General features: G+C 69.5%; 16 protein-coding genes, 1 pseudogene and 1 riboswitch. Of the genes and pseudogenes, 6 read left to right on the plus strand and 11 right to left on the minus strand.

Annotated features, from left to right (window positions below; translation table 11 throughout):
- Nucleotides 1–15: 15 nt before the first annotated feature.
- A riboswitch (SAM riboswitch) is annotated at nucleotides 16–116 on the plus strand.
- Nucleotides 117–185: 69 nt separating this feature from the next.
- Genes DWG18_RS03020 through DWG18_RS03030 form a run of 3 tightly spaced genes read left to right on the plus strand, consistent with a single transcriptional unit; the run spans nucleotide 186 to nucleotide 3,510 of the window.
- Nucleotides 186–1,214 carry a homoserine O-succinyltransferase gene (locus tag DWG18_RS03020; RefSeq protein ID WP_115645282.1) on the plus strand — a complete coding sequence of 343 codons (1,029 nt, stop codon included), beginning with the start codon at nucleotides 186–188 and terminating at the stop codon, nucleotides 1,212–1,214.
- On the plus strand, nucleotides 1,211–2,407 hold the full coding sequence (metB, locus tag DWG18_RS03025; protein ID WP_115645284.1) for a cystathionine gamma-synthase: 1,197 nt from the start codon (nucleotides 1,211–1,213) through the stop codon (nucleotides 2,405–2,407). Before DWG18_RS03020 ends, metB begins: the two co-directional genes overlap by 4 nt.
- On the plus strand, nucleotides 2,407–3,510 hold the full coding sequence (locus tag DWG18_RS03030) for a homoserine dehydrogenase (protein ID WP_115645286.1): 1,104 nt from the start codon (nucleotides 2,407–2,409) through the stop codon (nucleotides 3,508–3,510). The genes metB and DWG18_RS03030 overlap by 1 nt, the downstream gene beginning before the upstream one ends.
- Before the next feature lie 9 nt (nucleotides 3,511–3,519).
- Here the strand turns inward: DWG18_RS03030 and DWG18_RS03035 are convergent, their stop codons facing one another.
- Together DWG18_RS03035 and DWG18_RS03040 are read right to left on the minus strand one after the other, a co-directional pair.
- The gene (locus tag DWG18_RS03035) at nucleotides 3,520–6,585 is read right to left on the minus strand and encodes a ligand-binding sensor domain-containing diguanylate cyclase (RefSeq protein ID WP_115645288.1); all 3,066 of its coding nucleotides are present in this window, start codon (nucleotides 6,583–6,585) and stop codon (nucleotides 3,520–3,522) included.
- A gap of 86 nt (nucleotides 6,586–6,671) precedes the next feature.
- Nucleotides 6,672–8,054, minus strand: a complete 1,383-nt coding sequence (locus DWG18_RS03040; protein WP_115645290.1) for an L-serine ammonia-lyase — start codon at nucleotides 8,052–8,054, stop codon at nucleotides 6,672–6,674.
- An 82-nt stretch (nucleotides 8,055–8,136) separates the two neighbouring features.
- On the opposite strand from DWG18_RS03040, the gene DWG18_RS03045 reads away from it, so the two are divergent.
- Entirely contained in the window at nucleotides 8,137–8,367 is a 231-nt protein-coding gene (locus DWG18_RS03045; protein WP_115645292.1) for a glutaredoxin family protein, read from the plus strand.
- Between the two features lie 12 nt (nucleotides 8,368–8,379).
- Here DWG18_RS03045 and DWG18_RS15200 read toward each other — a convergent pair whose 3' ends face one another.
- The 4 genes from DWG18_RS15200 to DWG18_RS03060 are packed head-to-tail and all read right to left on the minus strand — an operon-like array spanning nucleotide 8,380 to nucleotide 10,321.
- Nucleotides 8,380–8,532 carry a hypothetical protein gene (locus tag DWG18_RS15200; protein ID WP_162823680.1) on the minus strand — a complete coding sequence of 51 codons (153 nt, stop codon included), beginning with the start codon at nucleotides 8,530–8,532 and terminating at the stop codon, nucleotides 8,380–8,382.
- A gap of 30 nt (nucleotides 8,533–8,562) precedes the next feature.
- A complete protein-coding gene (locus DWG18_RS03050) occupies nucleotides 8,563–9,129 on the minus strand; it encodes a YceI family protein (RefSeq protein ID WP_115645294.1) in 567 nt (188 codons plus the stop codon).
- Complete coding sequence (locus DWG18_RS03055; protein ID WP_115645296.1) at nucleotides 9,126–9,707, minus strand: cytochrome b; 582 nt, start codon at nucleotides 9,705–9,707, stop codon at nucleotides 9,126–9,128. The genes DWG18_RS03050 and DWG18_RS03055 overlap by 4 nt, the downstream gene beginning before the upstream one ends.
- Nucleotides 9,704–10,321: a YceI family protein gene (locus tag DWG18_RS03060; RefSeq protein WP_115645298.1), complete on the minus strand. Its 618-nt coding sequence runs from the start codon at nucleotides 10,319–10,321 to the stop codon at nucleotides 9,704–9,706. The genes DWG18_RS03055 and DWG18_RS03060 overlap by 4 nt, the downstream gene beginning before the upstream one ends.
- A 143-nt stretch (nucleotides 10,322–10,464) precedes the next feature.
- Between DWG18_RS03060 and DWG18_RS03065 the strand changes: the two genes are divergently transcribed.
- Nucleotides 10,465–13,992, plus strand: a complete 3,528-nt coding sequence (locus tag DWG18_RS03065) for a two-component regulator propeller domain-containing protein (protein WP_115645300.1) — start codon at nucleotides 10,465–10,467, stop codon at nucleotides 13,990–13,992.
- Between the two features lie 27 nt (nucleotides 13,993–14,019).
- Here DWG18_RS03065 and hemE read toward each other — a convergent pair whose 3' ends face one another.
- The 5 genes and pseudogenes from hemE to DWG18_RS03085 all read right to left on the minus strand — a co-directional run bounded on the left by hemE (nucleotide 14,020) and on the right by DWG18_RS03085 (nucleotide 18,134).
- Nucleotides 14,020–15,096, minus strand: a complete 1,077-nt coding sequence (hemE, locus tag DWG18_RS03070) for a uroporphyrinogen decarboxylase (RefSeq protein WP_115645302.1) — start codon at nucleotides 15,094–15,096, stop codon at nucleotides 14,020–14,022.
- A gap of 188 nt (nucleotides 15,097–15,284) precedes the next feature.
- Nucleotides 15,285–15,536, minus strand: a complete 252-nt coding sequence (locus DWG18_RS03075) for a WGR domain-containing protein (RefSeq protein ID WP_115645304.1) — start codon at nucleotides 15,534–15,536, stop codon at nucleotides 15,285–15,287.
- A gap of 136 nt (nucleotides 15,537–15,672) precedes the next feature.
- Nucleotides 15,673–16,809 carry a 3-dehydroquinate synthase gene (gene aroB, locus DWG18_RS03080; protein WP_240318629.1) on the minus strand — a complete coding sequence of 379 codons (1,137 nt, stop codon included), beginning with the start codon at nucleotides 16,807–16,809 and terminating at the stop codon, nucleotides 15,673–15,675.
- A gap of 12 nt (nucleotides 16,810–16,821) precedes the next feature.
- Nucleotides 16,822–17,301 (minus strand): annotated as a pseudogene (locus DWG18_RS15460) (shikimate kinase); the annotation flags it as partial.
- Nucleotides 17,298–18,134 (minus strand): kinase, encoded by an 837-nt coding sequence (locus tag DWG18_RS03085; RefSeq protein ID WP_115645308.1) that lies wholly within the window; start codon nucleotides 18,132–18,134, stop codon nucleotides 17,298–17,300. The gene DWG18_RS03085 and the pseudogene DWG18_RS15460, both read right to left, overlap by 4 nt.
- 17 nt (nucleotides 18,135–18,151) lie before the next feature.
- Here DWG18_RS03085 and pdxH point away from each other — a divergent pair, with 17 nt between their 5' ends.
- Nucleotides 18,152–18,754, plus strand: a complete 603-nt coding sequence (pdxH, locus tag DWG18_RS03090; RefSeq protein ID WP_115645310.1) for a pyridoxamine 5'-phosphate oxidase — start codon at nucleotides 18,152–18,154, stop codon at nucleotides 18,752–18,754.
- Nucleotides 18,755–18,757 lie beyond the last annotated feature (3 nt).

Consider the following 18,757-nt stretch of genomic DNA (forward strand, 5'->3'; position numbering starts at 1 on the left):
GGGGCAGACTGCGCCCATCCATCGAGACCGGCGGAGGGACAGGCCCTTTGATGCCGGGGCAACCAGCACGCGAGTGCCAGGTGCCAATTCCTGCGGCTCCCGCCGAAAGATGGTCTAGCGGATTCCCTGTCTGAGCGGCAGGGCGTCGCAGGCTCGATGGCCCCGTTTCCCGCCGGAGCCCCGTCATGAGCCTCGTTTCCGCCCTCTCTACTGCCGACGCCGCGTTCGTGGCCGTCGAATCCGAAGCCGAATCCCTGCTGCCGGCGGCCCGTCGCGGCGAGTTCGATGCCGCGCTCGCGTTGCGTCATGCCGGCCCGCGCCGCGTGAAGCTGCGCTACGAGGTCGTCGGTGATCTCTCGCAGCCGGTGGTGTTCGTCGCCGGCGGCATCTCGGCGCGTCGTCATGTCACCGCCAACAGCGCCGACCCATCGCGTGGCTGGTGGGACACACAGGTCGGCACGGATCGCGCCATCGATCCGACCGCGCGTTGCATCGTGTCGTTCGACTGGATCGGCGCCGACGGCGCCCTCGACGCGCCCATCGATCCCGCCGACCAGGCCGACGCGATCGTCGCGCTCCTCGATCACCTGCGCATCCGTCGCCTGCATGCGTTCGTCGGCAGCTCGTACGGCGCGATGGTCGGTCTGCAGCTGGCGGCGAAGCATCCGTCGCGCGTGCAGCGTCTGGTCGCGATCAGCGGCGTGCATCGCGCGCATCCGTATTCGAGTGCGTGGCGCGCGTTGCAGCGTCGTGCCGTGCAGTTGGGCGCGCTGCAGTGCGATGGTGTGGACGGCCTGGTGCTGGCGCGCCAGCTCGCGCTGCTGAGCTATCGCACGCCGGAGGAATTCGAGGAGCGCTTCGGCGCGGCGCAGGTGGTCGACGGTCGCGTGCACGTTCCGGCCGAGGACTACCTCGACCACGCCGGCCAGAGCTATGCGGCGCGCACGCCGGTCAGTGCGTTCCTGCGGCTTTCGGAGTCGATCGACCTGCAGGATGTCGCGCCGGAAACCATCGTCACGCCCGTCACGCTGGTCGCGATCGAACAGGATCGCCTGGTTCCCCTCGCCGATGCTTACGCACTGGCGCAGCGCCTGCGTGGCGAGACGCGCCTGCGCGTACTGCGCTCGCGCTATGGCCATGACGCGTTCCTCAAGGAGCACGAGGCGATCGCCGCGATCCTGGACGAAGCGCTGGCCACGGAGGTGGCGGCATGAGTGCGTCGGGTCCGACGCGTCCCGCCACCGTCGCCGTGCGTGCGGGCATCGATCGCGACACCGCGTTCGGTGCGGTGACGCCGCCGCTGGTGCTGTCATCCAACTTCTCGTTCGCCGGCTTCAACGCCAAGCGCACCTACGACTACACGCGCAGTGGCAACCCGACGCGTGACCTGCTCGGCGAGGCGCTGGCGGAACTCGAAGGCGGCATCGGCGGCACGATCACGTCGACCGGCATGTCGGCGATCACGCTGGTGCTGCATGCGCTGGTACCGGCGGGCGGGCGCCTCGTCGTGCCGCACGATGCCTACGGCGGCAGCTGGAGGCTGTTCAATGCGCTGGCCGCGAAGGGCGCGTTCGAGCTGGTGACGGCGGACCTGACCCGCACCGGGTCGCGCGACGCGGCGTTGGCCGATGGCGCCGCTGTCGTCTGGATCGAAACACCGTCGAACCCGCTGCTGCGCATCACCGACCTGCGCGCGACGATCGACGCGGCGCACGCGGCCGGTGCGCTCGCGGTGGTCGACAACACCTTCCTGTCGCCGGCGCTGCAGCAGCCGATTACGTTCGGCGCCGACGTCGTCGTGCATTCGACCACCAAGTACATCAATGGTCACAGCGACGTGGTCGGCGGTGCAGTGGTCGCACGGGATGCCGCGGTGAATGAGCGCCTGACGTGGTGGGCGAACGCGCTGGGCCTGACCGGCTCGCCGTTCGACAGCTTCCTGACACTGCGCGGCCTGCGCACGCTCGACGCACGCCTGCGCATCCATCAGGAAAACACCGAGGCGCTCGTCGCACGGCTCGTCGGTGACGACGGTGTGCGCGCCGTGCACTACCCCGGCCTTGCCGCGCATCCGGGTCATGCATTGGCCGCGCGCCAGCAGTCGGGGTATGGCGCGATGCTCAGCGTCGAACTCGAAGGCGGCGAGACTGGCGTGCGCGCGTTCCTCGACGGCCTGCAATGTTTCACGCTGGCCGAATCGCTGGGTGGCGTCGAAAGCCTGGTCGCGCATCCAGCCACGATGACGCACGCGGCGATGTCGCCTGAAGCGCGTCGTGCTGCAGGCATTGGCGATGGCCTCGTGCGTCTGTCGGTCGGCATCGAGCATGTCGACGATCTGCTCGCCGACATCGACGCCGGGTTGGCGCGCGTGCGTCGCGCCTGTCGACGCGAACCGGCGGTCGCCTGATGGAGGCCCTGGCCCGGGCGATCGCGACGGCGCCGCGAAAACGCGCGGCGGTCGCGGCGGAGATCGCATTGCTGGGCGTCGGCACCGTGGGCAGCGCGCTGCTGCAGCGACTCGATCGCCTGCACGGCGCGATCCCGCCCCTGCGCTTGGTGCATGTGGCCAATTCGCGGCGCTCGATCACTACAGGCGACGGCATTGCACCGGCGGAGGCACACGACCGGCTGGCGACTGCGTCGTCATCGCGCGATGCAACGCTGGACGCCTTCGATGGCAGCGCGCCGGCGATCGTCATCGACGCGAGCGGCAGCGAGGCGGTGGCCGCACGACACGCGGACTGGCTTGCGCAGGGCGTGCACGTGGTCACCGCGAGCAAGCTCGGGCAGGGCGTGTCGCTCGCACGTTGGCAGGCGATCCAGTCCGCCCGCCGCGCCGCGCGCACGCAGTACGGCGATGCGGCGACGGTTGGGGCTGGATTGCCACTATTGCGCAGCCTGCGCGCCTTGCACGACGGCGGCGACGCGATCACCGGCATCGCGGGTGTGCTGTCGGGCTCGATGGCGTGGCTGTTCGGCGCGTACGACGGACTGCGCCCGTTTTCGGGCTTCGTGCGACAGGCGCGTGAGGCCGGCTACACCGAGCCGGATCCGCGCGAAGACCTCTCCGGCGAGGACGTGCGCCGCAAGCTGCTGATCCTCGCGCGCGCGGCGGGTTTTCCGCTCGATGCCGATGACGTGCACGTTGATTCGCTGGTGCCGGCGTCGCTCGCGCGCTGCGCCGTCGGCGACGTCGATGCTGCGCTCGACGTGCTCGACGGGCCGCTGCGCGAGCGTTTCGCGCAGGCGTACAAGCACGGCGAGAAACTGCGGCACGTCGCGCGGCTCGACATCGTGGATGGCCGCGTCACCGCGCGCGTCGGCGTCGAGTCCTTGTCGCCCGGCGATGCGCTGGCCGCAGGGCAGGGCACCGACAATCGTGTCGCGATCCGCTGCGACCGTTACGACGCGCAACCGCTGGTGATCCAGGGACCGGGCGCCGGTGCCGGCGTTACGGCCGCGGCCTTGCTCGACGACGTGCTACGCATCGCGCGCAGCACGGCGCTATAACGGGGGGCATCACGCCTCGTCGAGCGTCGCGCCGACCGGCCGGCCGGCAATGCGCCCGATGATGCGCAGCGCATCGCGCGCCAGCATGGCCGACAGGTTGGCGTGCATGTTCTCGACCAGTTCCCTGATGTCGGTCAGCGGCGTCGGTCGGAACGATGCCCAGCCGTTGCGGCCGTTGGTCTTGACGTAATAGAGCGCCTGGTCGGCGAGCTCGATCATCGCTTCCCAGCCGATGCGTGCGCCGTCCTCGCGCACGATCGGATATTGCGAGAGGCCGACCGAACACGTGATCGGCAGTACCAGCCCATTGCCGAGATCGAACGGATGCGTGGCCACTGCCTGCTGGATTCGCTCGCCGATCGTCGCGACGTTGCGCTCGGGCATCGGGCGGAATACCAAGAGGAATTCCTCGCCGCCCCAGCGCGCGACGTAGTCGCCGGTGCGGACGAGGCTCGACAGCACCTGCGCGAACTGCTGCAGCACGAGGTCGCCGGCGCGGTGGCCGTAGCGATCGTTGACCTGCTTGAAGTGGTCGATGTCGACCAGTGCGAACAGCATCGCCTTGTCGTTGACCGGGCCGGCGTGCACCGAGCGGTCGTAGAACGACAGGTCGGCCGGTAGCTGCGCGCCGATGTAGCGGCGATTGCGCAGACCGGTGAGCGGATCGGTGTGACTGGCTTCCTCGAGCTGGCGATTGGCCTGCGCCAGCGCTTCGGTGCGCTGGAGCACGAGCGCTTCGAGTGCCTTCTGCCGCAGCTGGTAGCGGTAGCGCTGCACGCGATAGCCGATGTAGACGACGAGCGCGAGGCCGACCACGCACAGCGCAACGAACCAGCCGGTCTCGTGGAAGCGCGGCGGCACCGAGAATGCGAGCGTTGCCGGCGCCTTCGCCCACACGCCCGCGTTGTTGCTGCCCATCACCTCGAAGACGTAGTGACCCGGCGGCAGGTTGGTGTAGCGGGCGCGGCGCACGCCGGTATCGGCGTCGACCCAGTCGGGGTCGTAGCCACGCAGGCGATAGCGCAACTGCACGCTCTTGGGATCGACGAACGATGTCGCAGTGAATTCGAAAGTGGCATCGCGCACATGGTCGGGGAACGGGTGCGACTGCAATTGCCACGCGTCTTTCCACGTGTTGCCGAGCTGCACGCGCTCGATCACGACGCCCGGTGGCACCGGGTTCTTGCGGATGCCGTGCGTGTCCATCGACACCACGCCGTCGCGCGTCGGCAGCCACAGCGTATCGCCGTCGAGCACGCCCTTGGACGTGCCGGCTCCGTTGCAGCAGAAACCCTGCTGGCCGGCCAGGCGATCTCCGCGTTCGTTCAGCAGCATCTCGCCGCGGACGCGCGGTGCGCGACCGGTCGCGTAGTCGGCGATGTCGGTGAGCAGCACGCGCGAAATGCCGCGCAGGCCTGCGCTCCAGAGGTAGCCGTCGTCTTCGGTGAAGAAGAACGGTGCATTGCCCGGCATGCCCTGTGCGCTGCCGAGTTCGTGCCAGCCGCGCCCATCCTTCACGAACGTGGTTTCGTTGAGCGTGCCGATGACGAGACGACCGTCCGCGAGGCGACGGATCGCCGTGACATCGATCGCCGCGGGAAGACCCGGATCGCGATCGCGCACGAAGCCGTCGCCCTTCTGCACGAACAGGCCATCCTGCGTGCCGACCACCAGGCCGCCCGGACCATCGAGCACGTAGCGCACGCGCGCGTCGGTCAGGCCGTCACGCTCGTCGAAACGGCGCAGATGGTCGTCCACCCAGCGGAACAGGCCCTCGGGCGTGCCGATCCAGAGTGCACCGTCGCGCGCGCGGACGATCGCGTTGATCTGCGCGCCGCCGATGTCGGCGAGGCCGGGCAGCGCTTTGGGTTTCGCCTCGCCGGCATCGAGCACGCGCAGGCCACCGCGCGTGCCGATCCAAAGCCGGCCCGACTCCGCGAGCAGGTTGTAGGCGTGCGGATGCGGAAGATCGGAGGCCGCGACGACGTGGCGGAAGTGTCCGTCCGACAGCAGGCTCACGCCGTCGTTGCCGCCGACCCACAGCCCGCGGCCGTCCGGATCCTTCGCCAGCGACCACACGATGCGATCGGTCAGGCCTTCGGTCGTGCTGTAGCGGCGCGTCCACGAGCTCCAGACACGCACCAGGCCTTCCCACTGGCTGCCGAGCCAGAGATTGCCTTCGCGATCCTCGAACGCCGTGCGTAAGCCCGGCACGCCATTGGCGCCGCCGACCGGCAGCATTTCCACGACGTGGCCGCCGCGCAGTCGCGCGAGGCCGAAATCGCCACCGACCCAGAGGTTGGCGTCGCGATCCTCGAACAGCATGTCGACCGGAACCCGTGCGAGCGTCGCGTCCTCGTCGTACGCCACCCAGCCGTCGGCGACGCGGTGGAACAGGCCGCGCGACGTCGCCGCCCACAGCGAGCCCTGCGCGGCGAGCAGTCGATTGACCTGCGCGTCGGCGGCGACCTCGGGCAGTGCGATGCGCTCCCAGCGACCGGTCGGAAGGCGGTGCCAGATCGCGCCGCGCGCACCGACCCACAGGCCGTCGTCGCGCAGCAGCGGGGACTGCGCCGGCTTCGGCGCGCCCGCCACGGGTTCGAGGTGATCGCGGGCGAGGCGGAATACGCCGTCGGCGGACGTCACCCACAGGCCACCCGGCGCATCGCCCGCGAGGCCCGTGATGTCCAGCGACGCCGCGGCACCCGGCGCCGGCACCGCCTTGAACGCGCGGCCGTCGAATACCGACAGGCCCTTGTAGGTGCCGATCCAGACGCGGCCGTCGCGGCCGGTGTAGAGCGCACGGATCCACGGACCGGGCAGGCCGGGCGTGTTCTCGGACGTGTAGGTGTGGAACTCGATGCCGTCGAAGCGCGCCAGGCCCGACTGCGTGCCCACCCACAGGTAGCCCATGCGGTCCTGCGTGAGGCTGAGCACGCTGATCTGCGGCAGGCCCTGCTGGATCGACCAGTCGTCGCGGACGTAGTGATGGAAGGCCTTGCCCGGCTCGAGCGCACGCGCGGCGGGTGCCAGCAGCAGGCCGATCAGCAGCATGACGAGCGCGAGCAATCGCATCGGTACGGTCGCTTCCCTCGGACGACGGTCCTCGGGAACGTTATCGGCCGCCACGTGATTGCTTGAGCGCGGCGATCGGTGCGTTTTCAGCACTCGATCACATTCACCGCAAGGCCGCCACGGCTCGTTTCCTTGTACTTGTCCTGCATGTCGCGGCCGGTGTCGCGCATGGTCTTGATGACCTTGTCGAGCGACACCTTGTGCTTGCCGTCGCCGCGCATGGCCATGCGGCTGGCGTTGATCGCCTTCACCGCGCCCATCGCGTTGCGCTCGATGCAGGGGATCTGCACCAGGCCGCCGATCGGGTCGCAGGTGAGGCCGAGGTTGTGCTCCATGCCGATCTCGGCGGCGTTCTCGATCTGACCGGGCGTGCCGCCGATCGCGGCGGTGAGGCCGGCCGCGGCCATCGAACAGGCGACGCCGACCTCGCCCTGGCAACCGACTTCCGCACCCGAGATCGACGCGTTCTCCTTGTAGAGGATGCCGACCGCCGCGGCCGTCAGCAGGAAGGTGCGCACGCCGGCGATGTTCGCGCCGGGGATGAAGCGGTCGTAGTAATGCAGTACCGACGGGATGATGCCGGCCGCGCCATTGGTGGGCGCGGTGACGACGCGACCACCGGCGGCGTTCTCCTCGTTCACGGCGAGCGCGTAGAGGTTCACCCAGTCGAGCGTCGTCAGCGGATCGCGCATCGCGGCCTCGGGCTTACCCGACAGCTCCGCATGCAAAGCCGGCGCGCGACGCGCGACATGCAGTCCGCCCGGCAGCGTGCCGCTTTCGCGGATGCCGCGCGTCACGCAGCTCTGCATTGCGTTCCAGATCTCGTCGAGGCCCGCTTCGATCTCGCTCGGCGACCGCCATACCTGTTCGTTCGCGAACATCAGCTGCGCGATCGAGAGGCCGCTGCGCTCGCACTGGGCGAGCATCTCGTCGCCCGTGGAGAAGTGATGGGGCAGCTCGGTTTCATCGGCGACGATGCGGTCTTCCGCGGCTTCGTCCTGGTTGACGACGAAGCCGCCGCCGACGGAGTAGTAGTCGCGCGTCGCGATCACCTCGCCGTTCGCGTCGTACGCGGTGAAACGCATCCCGTTCGTGTGGAACGGCAGTTTCTGGCGCTTGTTCATGATGAGGTCGTGCTTCTCGTCGAAGCCGATCTCGTGCTCGCCGTGCAGGCGGATGCGCTTGGTCGCGCGGATGCGTTCCAGTGCCGGCGGAATGATGTCGGGGTCGATCTGGTTGGGCCAATGGCCCTCCAGCCCCATCAGCACTGCCTTGTCGGTGCCGTGGCCGCGGCCGGTGAGCGCCAGCGAGCCGAACACCTCGGCGCGGACGCGTGCGGTGCGCGCGAGTTCGTTGTTCTCGACGAGCCAGCGTTCGACGAAGCGCGCGGCGGCGCGCATCGGGCCCACCGTGTGCGAGGAGCTCGGCCCGATGCCGATCTTGAACAGGTCGAAGGTGCTGACGGCCACCGCGGCTCCAACGAAGCGCGAAAGAAGGCCGCTATTCTACGTCCGTACCGCCCCCCGCTTTTCCGTACTGCAGCGCATTCGCATGAGCCGGTTCATCCTTTTCCAGCGCGACGACTGCCACCTCTGCGATCTCGCGCTGGAGGTGCTCGCCGACGCCCGCCTGCCGGACTTCGAGTCGGTGTTCATCGACGACGACGAGGTACTCGAGGCGGCCTACGGCATTCGCGTGCCGGTCCTGCGTGACGCGGCGTCGGGCGTCGAGCTCGAGTGGCCATTCGACGCCACGCGCGTGCAGATGCTGCTGACAGGCTGAGGTCGGGGCGGTTCAGCGGCTTGCGCGTGCGGGTGCCCCGGCGTCGACGTTGCCCACCGACATCGCGGCATAGATCAGAAGCACGACGCTGCCGATGAGCAACAGCCGAAGGAACAGGCGCGCCTGGCGATGGCGACGTCGGGCGTCGCGATCGATCATGGTCATTCTCAGCATCCGTGCTGGCGTGGGGTGCGCTTATTTTGCCGCAGCACCTTTCGTCGACGCGGCCGCGAATACGACCTTCGTGCTCACCGCGACCTCGTTCGGAATGATGCTGGTGTCGGCCCAGTCGCCGCTGCCCACGCCGAAGTCGAGACGCTTCACCGTCGCCTGGCCGGTGAGCACCGGCGCGGCGCCGGGGGTCCACGTGAACGTCAGCGTGACCGGCTTGGACACCCCGTGCAGCGTGAGCTGGCCGTCGGCGGCATAGCGATTCCCGCCGAGCGCACGGAATTTCGTCGCCACGTAACGTGCCTGCGGGAATTTCGCGACGTTGAAGAAGTCGCCGCCACGCAGGTTCTCGTCGCGCTCCTTGTCGCCGGTGGCTGCAGCCCCGAGCGGGATCGCCACGTCCAGCTTCGACGTGGCGAGCGCGGCCGGGTCGAAACTCATGCGCGTGGTGAACTGCGGAAAACGACCGGTGAACACGTCGCCCTGGTACTTGGCGGCGAAGGTGAGTGTTGAACCTGCGGCTTGCACGTAGTCGGCAGCGAAGGCGGGCAGTGCGGCGAGCGCAAGGACGAGCGGGGCGAGGCGGATCACGGCATGGACTCCGGCGGGGGCTGGCGACGACGCCACGGCAACATGCGGTGCAGCGTGCCGTCGGCGAGGAAGACGTGGTGGTAGAGGGCAGCGCCGACGTGACCGACGACGAGTACGACGAGCACCCAAAAGCCGGTCTCGTGCAGTTCCTTCGCGATGCCGTTGAGCTGCTCGTTCTTAGCAGCGATCGCCGGCAGGTTGACGAGCTTGAACCACTGCAGCGGATAGCCGGCGGTGGAGTTGATCAGCCAGCCGGTGAGCGGCATCACGATCATCATGATGTAGAGAAATCCGTGCATGCCGTCGGCCGCGAGCTTCAGCCGCTTCGACATGCCGGGCACCGGGCCGGGCACCGCGTGCGTCCAGCGCCACAGCAATCGCAACAGCACGAGCGCGAGCAGCGTGAGCCCCAGCGACTTGTGCAGTGCATAGATGCGGATCTTGGCGACCGGGCTGGTCAGCTCGGTCATGTACAGCCCGATCGTGCCCAGCGCGATGATCAGCGCGGCGCAGACCCAGTGGAACAGCTGGCTGATCGGGCCCCAGCGTTCCGGCAGCAGCGATGGCGTTCGACTCATGGCGTGGGCGTCTCGGTGGGTTCGTTGGATGGCGCGGGCACGTCGGGCTTCGGTGCGCCGATGCCGCGACTGGCTTCGATCTCGATGCGCAGTTCGACGTCGCGACCGATCACCGACGGCCAGTCGTCGATGCCGTAGTCGAAGCGATCCAGTTTCGCCGTTGCCGAAAAGCCGGCGGTGCGACGGAACGGCGGCATCGGATGACGCTTGAGCGCATTGAGCGTGGCGTCCATGCACAGTGGCTTGGACACGCCGTGCAGCGTAAGCGTTCCGCAGATCTCGGCATGGTTCGCATCACGCGGCGTGACGCGATCGGAGACGAAGTGCGCGTCGGCGAAGCGGTCGGTGGCGAGCAAGTTCTGCACCGCGCGATTCCAGCCGGCATCGCCGAAGTCGAGTTTCTGCATCGGCAGGGTGACGTCGACCTTCGCATTCGCCCAGCCGTCGTCGAAGTCGACACGACCGCTGGAGCCCGACACGGCGCCGATCGCCTGCGAGAAGCCCGCGTGCGAGGCCGCCACCATCACCCGCGTGTGCACCGGATCGATCGCGAACTGCTCCGCCGACGCGAAGGCCGGGACGAGCAGCAGCGTGGGCAGCAGGCGACGGAGCATGGTGGACCTCGACGTGTGCGACGGATTCTAGGCACGGCTTCGTGAGCGGCCGTGGAAGCCCGCGCAACGGGATGTTCCACGCCGGTTGCCCGCTGCGGCGTGATCGTGGAGCCTTACGGCCGGAAACGCCGGGGGGATGCAGGATGCACAGGGTGTGGAAGGCGGTGGCCGTGGGCCTGTTCGTCGCGAGCGCGACGTGGGCGGGCGTTGTGCGCGCGGGCCTGCCCGAGACGCCGCGACCGCGGCAATACACGGTGGCGGACGGCCTGCCGTCGAACCGCATCAACGGCATCGCGCAGGATCGCTCCGGCTACCTGTGGATCGCGACCAGCGACGGCCTGGCCCGCTTCGACGGCGTCGGCTTCCGCATCTGGCGCGTGGAGCAGGGCCTGCACGACAACTTCGTGTGGACGGTGCACGTCGACGCGGGCGATCGCGTCTGGATCGGCACGCGCACGGCCGGGCTCGCTGTGCTCGACGCCGCGCGCGAGCACTTCACCTGGTATGACCGGGCGACGCCGAACGTGGGCGGTGTCGAGGTGTGGTCGATCGCGTCCACGCGCGATGGCAGCCTGTGGTTCGGCACGGCGGATGCGGGCCTGCATCGCCTGCGCGGTGGGCGTGTGGAGCGGTTCATGCCGGTGCCGGGTGATGTGCGGAGTCTGCCGGCGCCCGACATCCGCCGCCTGCTGGTGACGCATGACGGCACCTTGTGGATCGCGACGGCTGGCGGTGTCGCACATTGGTCCGGTCAGGACTTCATCCGCGACGACGCGTCACGCCTGCCGTCGGCCTCGGTGAACGGCATTACGACTGACGCGAATGGCGCGCTGTGGATCGGCACGTCGCGTGGACTCGTCGAGCGCGACGCCCAAGGCCACGTACGTGCGCCGACGTGGACATCGAACGGTGGCCAGCTGCTGCAGATGCTGCTTCGCGATCGCGCGGGCACGCACTGGTTCGACATCCCGCAGGGCCTCGGCGTCGAAGGCGATGGCGTGGTCGCGTCCGTGCCCCTGTACAGCACGGCGTCGCAGGGGATCGTGCGGCCAGCATGGGTCGACGCCCGCGAGGATCACGAAGGCGGCCTGTGGTTCGCCAGCAGCACGAATGGCCTGTGGTACCTGCCGCCGCGCTGGCGCCAGTTCTCGGTGCTCGCGCGTCGTCTCGACGACCCGGCCTCGCTTGCGAATGCGCAGGTGCGCGGCATCGCGTCCGCGCGGGACGGTTCGATGTGGCTGGTCGGCAGTGGTGGCGTGCTCGACCGTTTCGACAGCGAAACCGGCGCGGTCCGTCACGCCTTCGACGACGTTGCGCAAGGCGTCATCCTCGACGGCGTGCTCGAGGATCGCGACGGCGCGGTCTGGGTGACGTATTTCGACGGCATCGCGCGCATCGACGTCGCGACGCACCGCATCCAGCGCTGGGCCGCGGGTATGCACGACGGTGCGCTTTCGGGCGAATCGCCGTCGCTCGTGCAGGACAGGCACGGCCTGGTCTGGACGGGCGGCGAGGGCGGCGTGCAGGCGCGTATGCCCGATGGCCGCGTCCGAGTGACGCTCCTGCCCGGCGACGGTCACGGACTGCCGCGCGGCGCGACCGTCAGCGGCCTTGCGTTGGCGCCGGCTGGCGCGGTCTGGGCAGCGACGTCGGCCGGCCTCTACGCGATCGACATGGCGACGTCGCGTGCGGTGCCGATCGCCGGTGTCGATACGGGCGCCGTGCAGGGCATTGCCTTCGACGCGGCGGGCCAGGTCTGGCTTGCGCGCTTCGGCGTGGTCGAGCGTTATCGGATCAGCGGCGCGCGATTGCAGCGCGTCGACCAGTTCGGCATCGAATCGGGATTTCCGCGCGTCGCATCGAGCGGCCTGCTGGTCGATCGTGCCGGGCATGCATGGGTGACGACGGTGCGCGGACTCGTGCGTGTCGACCCGGTCGCGCGCAGCAGCCGCATCTACGGGGTGCATGACGGACTGCCGAGTCAGGAATTTGCGCGTCCACCCGTCGCGCGCGACAGCGACGGCCGCGTTCTGATCGGATCGCCGGAAGGGCTGGTGGTCTTCGATCCGGCCGTCGTCCGACCGGAAGCACGTGCGCCGCGCCTGCAGCTGGAGGCAGTGGACGTGAACCACGGCGGTGCGCGCGTCGCGCTGGATCCCTCGAAGCGCATCGTCGTGGCGCACGACGACCGCGACCTCCGCGTGCGTGCGCGCCTGATGGCCTTCAACAACACCGGTGCGAACGAATACCGCTTCCGGTTGTTCGGCTTCGACCGGGGTTGGGTGGACGCCGGCGCGAACGGCGAGCGCGTTTTCTCGCAACTCCCGCCCGGCGACTACCGCCTGCGCATCTTCGCGCGCACGGCCGATCAGATCTGGTCGGCGCCGCGCGACATCATGTTCGTCGTGCGGCCGCCGTGGTGGCAGACCTGGTGGGCACGTGCGGCGTTCGCCATGCTCGCGCTCCTGACCATCGTGGCGGCGGCGATCGCCTATCGCGGTCGCCTGCGTCGCCGCCATGCACTGGAACGCGTCGAACACGAGCGCTTGCTCGCCGAAGAATCGTCGACCGCCAAGACGCGTTTCCTCGCCACGTTCGGCCATGAGGTGCGCACGCCGATGACGGGCGTGCTCGGCATGACCGAACTTCTTCTCGACACGCCGCTGGACGCGCAGCAGCGCGGCTACGTCGGCGCCATCCGCGGTGCGGGCGAGCATCTGCTGCGGCTGCTCAACGATGCGCTCGATCTTGCGCGCATCGAGTCCGGTCGTCTCGAACTTGCCACCGCGGCGTTCGACCTGCACCGCCTGTTGCACGAAGTGGCGTCGCTGACCGGCCCGCTCGTGCGTCGCCGCGGCCGCACCTTCACGCTCGATATCGCGCCGGGCGTCCCGCGCGGTGTCGAAGGTGATTGCAGCCGCATTCGCCAGATCCTGCTCAACCTGCTCGGCAACGCGGAAAAGTTCACCGAGCGCGGCGGCGTGACATTGCGCGCGGAGCGCATCGACGGCGGCGTGCGCTTCAGCGTGATCGACACCGGTCCGGGGCTGTCGCCGGAGCAGCGCGCGAAGCTGTTCCGGCGTTTCGAACAGGCCGACGGCCCACGCACAGCAGCGCGTTACGGCGGAAGCGGCCTCGGGCTGGCGATCAGCACCGAACTGGCGGAGGCCATGGGTGGCCGCATCGGCCTCGAAAGCATCTTGGGCGAGGGATCGACCTTCCACGTCGACCTTCCGCTGCCTGTCGCCACGCTTGCGGACGCGCAACTCGACGACGCGGCGACCACCGTGCCGCAACGCGCGCTGTCCATCCTTCTGGTCGAGGATGACCCCACCGTCGCCGAAGTGATGTGCGGTCTGTTGCGCGCGCAGGGCCATCGTGTGCTGCACGTGCCGCATGGGCTCGCCGCGCTCACGGAGGCGCGCGTCGCGGAGTTCGACATCGGCCTGCTCGACCTCGACCTGCCGGGGCTGGACGGCTTCGCGCTCGCACGCCAGCTGCGCGCGCACGGCTTCACGTCACCGCTGGTGGCGGTGACTGCGCGTGCAGATGCGGAATCCGAACCGCGTGCCCGCGACGCGGGCTTCGACGGGTTCATGCGCAAGCCGGTGACCGGCGCGCAGCTGGGCGCAATGCTGGCGCGCATGTGCGCCGTCGGCGAACCGGGCTGACGCGGAGACCGCGTCGCCCCGCGAGGCTCAGCGTGCGCTGAGCGTGTGCACCGCATCGACGAGCACGGCGACATGCTCGGGATTCATGTCCGGCGACATGCCGTGGCCGAGATTGAAGACGTGGCCCTCACGCGAACCGCCGTTGCCGTCGCGATAGGTATCGAGTGCACGGCCGACTTCCGTGCGAATCGCCTCCGGCGAGGCGTACAGGGTCACCGGATCGAGGTTGCCCTGCAGCGCGACACGTCCACCGGTGCGGCGTGCGGCGTCGCCGAGGTCGATCGTCCAGTCCACGCCAACGCCTTCGGCGCCCGTCGCCGCGAGATCTTCGACGTAGGCACCGTTGCCCTTGCCGAACAGGATCAGCGGCGCGGCGTCGGCGCCTTCGCCACGCGGCAGCTCGGCGGCGATGCGTTCGAGGTAGCGCAGCGAGAACTCGCGGTACATGGCCGGCGACAGCACGCCGCCCCAGGTGTCGAACACCTGCATCGCCTGTGCGCCGGCGATGCGCTGTGCATCGAGATAGGCGATGACGGCGTCGGTGGTGACGTCGAGCAGGCGATGCATAGCCTTCGGATCGTTCAGCGCGAGCGACTTCACGCGCGCGAAGTCCTTGCTCCCGCCGCCCTCGACCATGTAGCAGGCGAGCGTCCACGGGCTGCCGGAAAAACCGATCAGCGGAACGCGGCCGTCGAGTTCGCGACGGATCAGGGACACCGCATCGGTGACGTAGCGCAGCTCGCTGCCGACGTCGGGCACGGCGAGCTTGTCGATCTCCGCCGCGGTGCGGACCGGACGCTCGAACTTGGGACCTTCACCTTCGACGAAATACAGGCCGAGGCCCATCGCGTCGGGCACGGTGAGGATGTCGGAGAACAGGATGGCGGCGTCGAGCGGGAAGCGCTCGAGCGGCTGGATCGTCACCTCGCAGGCGATCTCCGGATTCTTCGCCATGCCGAGGAAGCTGCCGGCGCGCGCGCGCGTCGCACGGTACTCCGGCAGGTAGCGGCCGGCCTGGCGCATCAGCCACACGGGCGTGCGATCGACGGGTTCGCGGCGAAGCGCGCGCAGGAAGCGATCGTTCTGGAGCGGGGCGTAGGACATGGGACGTCGCTTCGATGAGTGGATTAGCGGGCGGGCGTGGTGCTTGGACCGGTGACGCGACTCGACGATGTTGTCTTGTGATGCGGCTCGCTGCCGCGCCTGGCGAAGACGTTCCGCTTCGGATCGCCTGGCCCGCGCATACGTGCCTGGTCGCGCCGCTCCGCATGGACTGCCTTATGGGCAGGCCATCAGCGCGGAGCGGCGCCCTCCGCGAACATCACCTGGAAGCCGCGCTTGAGCTGCGCGTCGCGCGCGCTTTCGAGCGCCGCGACGGCGGAAGGCTGGTCGAGGAACTGCTCGCGACGCACCGTGCTTTTCCCGCCGATCTGGCCGGTTTCGCGCACAAGCGTCCACCCGCCGAGCAGGTCGGGCTGGAGCATGAGCTGGACGAAGCGCGGCGCCTCGCGGCCTTCCGGGCGTTGTTGCAGGAGCAATCGCATCCGCGGAATTGTAGCCGCGCCACGTCGATATTCGGCTGCAACCCCGGCCGGACGCGCCGCCGCGCGCTGCAGGAGCCGCTCGCCGGCCCTTCCCACGCGTGGGCTTCACCGCGCCGAGGTCGGCGAACCCGCTTGCTCAGCCCGCGGCGAGAACCTCGAGCACTCGCGATTCCGGCACATCGCGCACGATGCGGCCTTGGCCGGCGCCGTCCCACAGGATGAAGCGCAGGCCGGCGGCGTCCGCCTTCTTGTCCAGGCGCATGCGCTTCAGCAGCGCGGCCGGCTCGAGCCCCGCGGGAATGCGGATGGGCAGGTCGAGCGCGGTCAGCAGGCGCTCGAGCCGGTCTGCATCGGCGCCCGGCGCGCGGCCCAGCGCCGTCGACAGCCGCGCCGCCAGTACCATGCCGACCGCCACCGCCTCGCCGTGCACCAGCCCGCCGCTCGCACCGGTGTAGCCCTGTTCGGTCTCGATGGCGTGGCCGAAGGTGTGGCCGAAATTGAGCAGCGCCCGATCACCGCGCTCGAACGGATCGCGCGCGACGACGTCGGCCTTGTAGCGGCACGAGCGTTCCACCGCCTCGGCGATCACGTCGGGCTCGCCCGCCAGCAGCGCATCGACATGCGACTCGATCCAGTCGAGGAAATCGGCGTCGAAGATCGCGCCGTACTTCACGACCTCGGCGAGCCCCGCGCGAAGTTCGCGCGGCGGCAGCGTGGCGAGCGTCGACGTGTCGGCGATCACCGCCGTCGGCGGATGGAACGCGCCAACGAGGTTCTTGCCCGCCGGCAGGTCGACCGCCGTCTTGCCGCCGACCGACGAATCCACCATCGCAAGCAGCGTGCTCGGCACCTGCACGACATCGACGCCGCGCATCCAGCAGGCGGCTGCGAAGCCGGCGAGATCGCCGATCACGCCGCCGCCGAGCGCGACGACGGTGGCGTCCCTCGTCGCGCCAAGATCTGCGAGCGCGTCGATCGCGTCGCGCCAGTGATCGAGCGTTTTTTCTTCCTCGCCCGGCGGCAACACCAGCGTCGCGATACGCGCGTCGGGCTTGCAGCGCCGCAGCGTGGCGTCGAGGACGGGCAGGTGGAGTGCGGCGACGTTCGCATCGGTGACGATCAACACGTGGCGACCGCGCAGGGCGGCCGCCAGCGCGTCGCCATCTGCGATCAGGCCGGCGCCGATGCGAATGGGATACGTGCCGCGCGGGCTTTCGACGTCGAGGTGTCGGGTCGCCGTGGGCCTATCGTCCGCGAGCGCCAGTGCATGCAGGGCGTCGGCGACGTCGTGCGCATCGCGCCCGGTCGTGTCGAGGCGAACGTGCGCGACCTCCGCGTACAGCGGCGTGCGCTGCGCCGCCATCGACTCCAGCACCTCGGTGCGATCCGGCCGCGCGAGCAAGGGACGGTCCGTTGCATCGCGCAGGCGATCAAGCTGCGTGGTGATGGCCGCATGCAGATGCGCAACGACGGCGGATTCGCGCATGCGGCGACGGTTGTCCGCATCGAGCACGATGCCGCCGCCGGTGGCGATGACGACGCCGTCCTCGGCGAGTGCCGACGCGAGCGCTTTCGATTCCAACGCACGAAACGCCGCCTCGCCGTCCTGCGCGAAGATCTCCGCAACACGCCGCCCCGACTGCGCTTCGATGTGTGCATCGAGGTCCACGAACCGCAGCTCGCGGCGCGCCGCGAACAGCGCGCCGACGGTCGATTTGCCTGCGCCGGTCGGCCCGACCAGCACCCAGTTGCGCGAACGGTTCATCCGCCGATTGTAGGGGCCAGACGCGCCATGTCGTCCGGATGAGGCGTGCGCATGCCATCGAGATGAACCACGTGTCGCGCGATCGCGGGCAGGGTGGCCATCCCGCGACGGGTCACGCGTTCGAACAGCTGCACGAAGCGATCGATGTCCGCGCGGCTCATGCCGGGCGCTGTCGGCCGCGATGCGCGGGCGGCCTGCTCCTGCTCCCAGCGCCATGCAGGCACCACCTCGAAGCTCGGCGGCTCGAGGTAGAGGAGGTGCGGCAGCCGCGACCACAGCGCCGGGTAATCGCGCGCCAACGCGTCGTTGCAATAGCGTCGCCAGGTGCCGTCGATGTCCTCGTCACGCTCCACCGTGTTCATCGGTGTGACAAGTGCATCGGGCGATTCGGCCGGGATATCGAGGCACCAGCCTTCGACGATGGTGAGGTCGCAGCGGTCGACGCGCGGCCAGTCGCGTTCGGGCAGGCGGCGATCGGTGAGCTTGTCGAAGCGTGGCAGGCGTGCGCGGCGGCCATCGCGCAGTGCGTCGAGTACGTCGCTCATCAGCGCGATGTCGTGTGTGCCGGGCGGCCCGCGGGTGGCGAGCAGCGGGTGTACGTCGCGGGCGAGGGCGAGGCGTTGCGGGCGATCGAGATAGACGTCATCGAGCGAAAGCGTGATCGCGCGAACGCCGCGTTCCCGCGCCAGCCCGACCATGCGCGCGGCCAGCGTCGACTTGCCGCAGCCCTGTGCGCCGCCGATCGCGAAGATGCGGCCGGCGACGATGGCGACGTCGAGTACCCGCACGACGAACGCGGGATCGGGGCCGTGCACGTGCAGCGCCTCGGGCATCGCCGCACAATAGCGCGATGGACACGCCCGCCCTGCTCGCCGAAGCCCTCGCCACCTTCGACCGTCTGTTCGCACAGGCCGGCGAAGCGGGCGAGCCCGATCCGACCGCGATGGCGCTCGCGACCGCCACGCTGGATGCGCGGCCGTCAGCGCGGATGGTGCTGCTGAAGGCGCACGACGCGCGCGGCTTCGTGTTCTACACGCATATGGACGGCCGCAAGGGCCGCGAGCTGCAGGCGAACCCGCAGGCGGCGCTGCTGTTCCACTGGCCGCGTGTGCGCAACGGCGTGCAGGTGCGCATCGAAGGCGACGTGCAGGCGGTCAGCGATGCGGAAGCGGATGTGTATTTCGCCTCGCGACCGCGCGGGAGCCAGCTCGGCGCGTGGGCATCGCTGCAGTCGGAAACGCTGGAGTCGGTCGCCGCGTTCGAATCGCGCCTGCAGCAGGCCGAGCGCGAGTTCGCCGATCGCGACGTGCCGCGTCCGCCGCGCTGGACCGGCTTCCGCGTGAAGCCGCGGCGCATCGAGTTCTGGTATGGCGCCGAGTACCGCCTGCACGAGCGCTGGTTCTACGAGCGCGACGCCGCGGGAGACTGGAGCAAGCGGATGCTCTATCCGTGACGA

This window comes from Lysobacter sp. TY2-98 (genome assembly GCF_003367355.1).
Lineage (GTDB): Bacteria > Pseudomonadota > Gammaproteobacteria > Xanthomonadales > Xanthomonadaceae > Cognatilysobacter.

Coding starts and splice junctions, on each gene's coding strand:
- DWG18_RS03020 (WP_115645282.1), top strand. CDS start 186: ATGAGCCTCGTTTCCGCCCTCTCTACTGCCGACGCCGCGTTCGTGGCC.
- metB (WP_115645284.1), top strand. CDS start 1,211: ATGAGTGCGTCGGGTCCGACGCGTCCCGCCACCGTCGCCGTGCGTGCG.
- DWG18_RS03030 (WP_115645286.1), top strand. CDS start 2,407: ATGGAGGCCCTGGCCCGGGCGATCGCGACGGCGCCGCGAAAACGCGCG.
- DWG18_RS03035 (WP_115645288.1), bottom strand. CDS start 6,585: ATGCGATTGCTCGCGCTCGTCATGCTGCTGATCGGCCTGCTGCTGGCA.
- DWG18_RS03045 (WP_115645292.1), top strand. CDS start 8,137: ATGAGCCGGTTCATCCTTTTCCAGCGCGACGACTGCCACCTCTGCGAT.
- DWG18_RS15200 (WP_162823680.1), bottom strand. CDS start 8,532: ATGACCATGATCGATCGCGACGCCCGACGTCGCCATCGCCAGGCGCGC.
- DWG18_RS03055 (WP_115645296.1), bottom strand. CDS start 9,707: ATGAGTCGAACGCCATCGCTGCTGCCGGAACGCTGGGGCCCGATCAGC.
- DWG18_RS03060 (WP_115645298.1), bottom strand. CDS start 10,321: ATGCTCCGTCGCCTGCTGCCCACGCTGCTGCTCGTCCCGGCCTTCGCG.
- DWG18_RS03065 (WP_115645300.1), top strand. CDS start 10,465: ATGCACAGGGTGTGGAAGGCGGTGGCCGTGGGCCTGTTCGTCGCGAGC.
- hemE (WP_115645302.1), bottom strand. CDS start 15,096: ATGTCCTACGCCCCGCTCCAGAACGATCGCTTCCTGCGCGCGCTTCGC.
- DWG18_RS03075 (WP_115645304.1), bottom strand. CDS start 15,536: ATGCGATTGCTCCTGCAACAACGCCCGGAAGGCCGCGAGGCGCCGCGC.
- DWG18_RS03085 (WP_115645308.1), bottom strand. CDS start 18,134: ATGCCCGAGGCGCTGCACGTGCACGGCCCCGATCCCGCGTTCGTCGTG.
- pdxH (WP_115645310.1), top strand. CDS start 18,152: ATGGACACGCCCGCCCTGCTCGCCGAAGCCCTCGCCACCTTCGACCGT.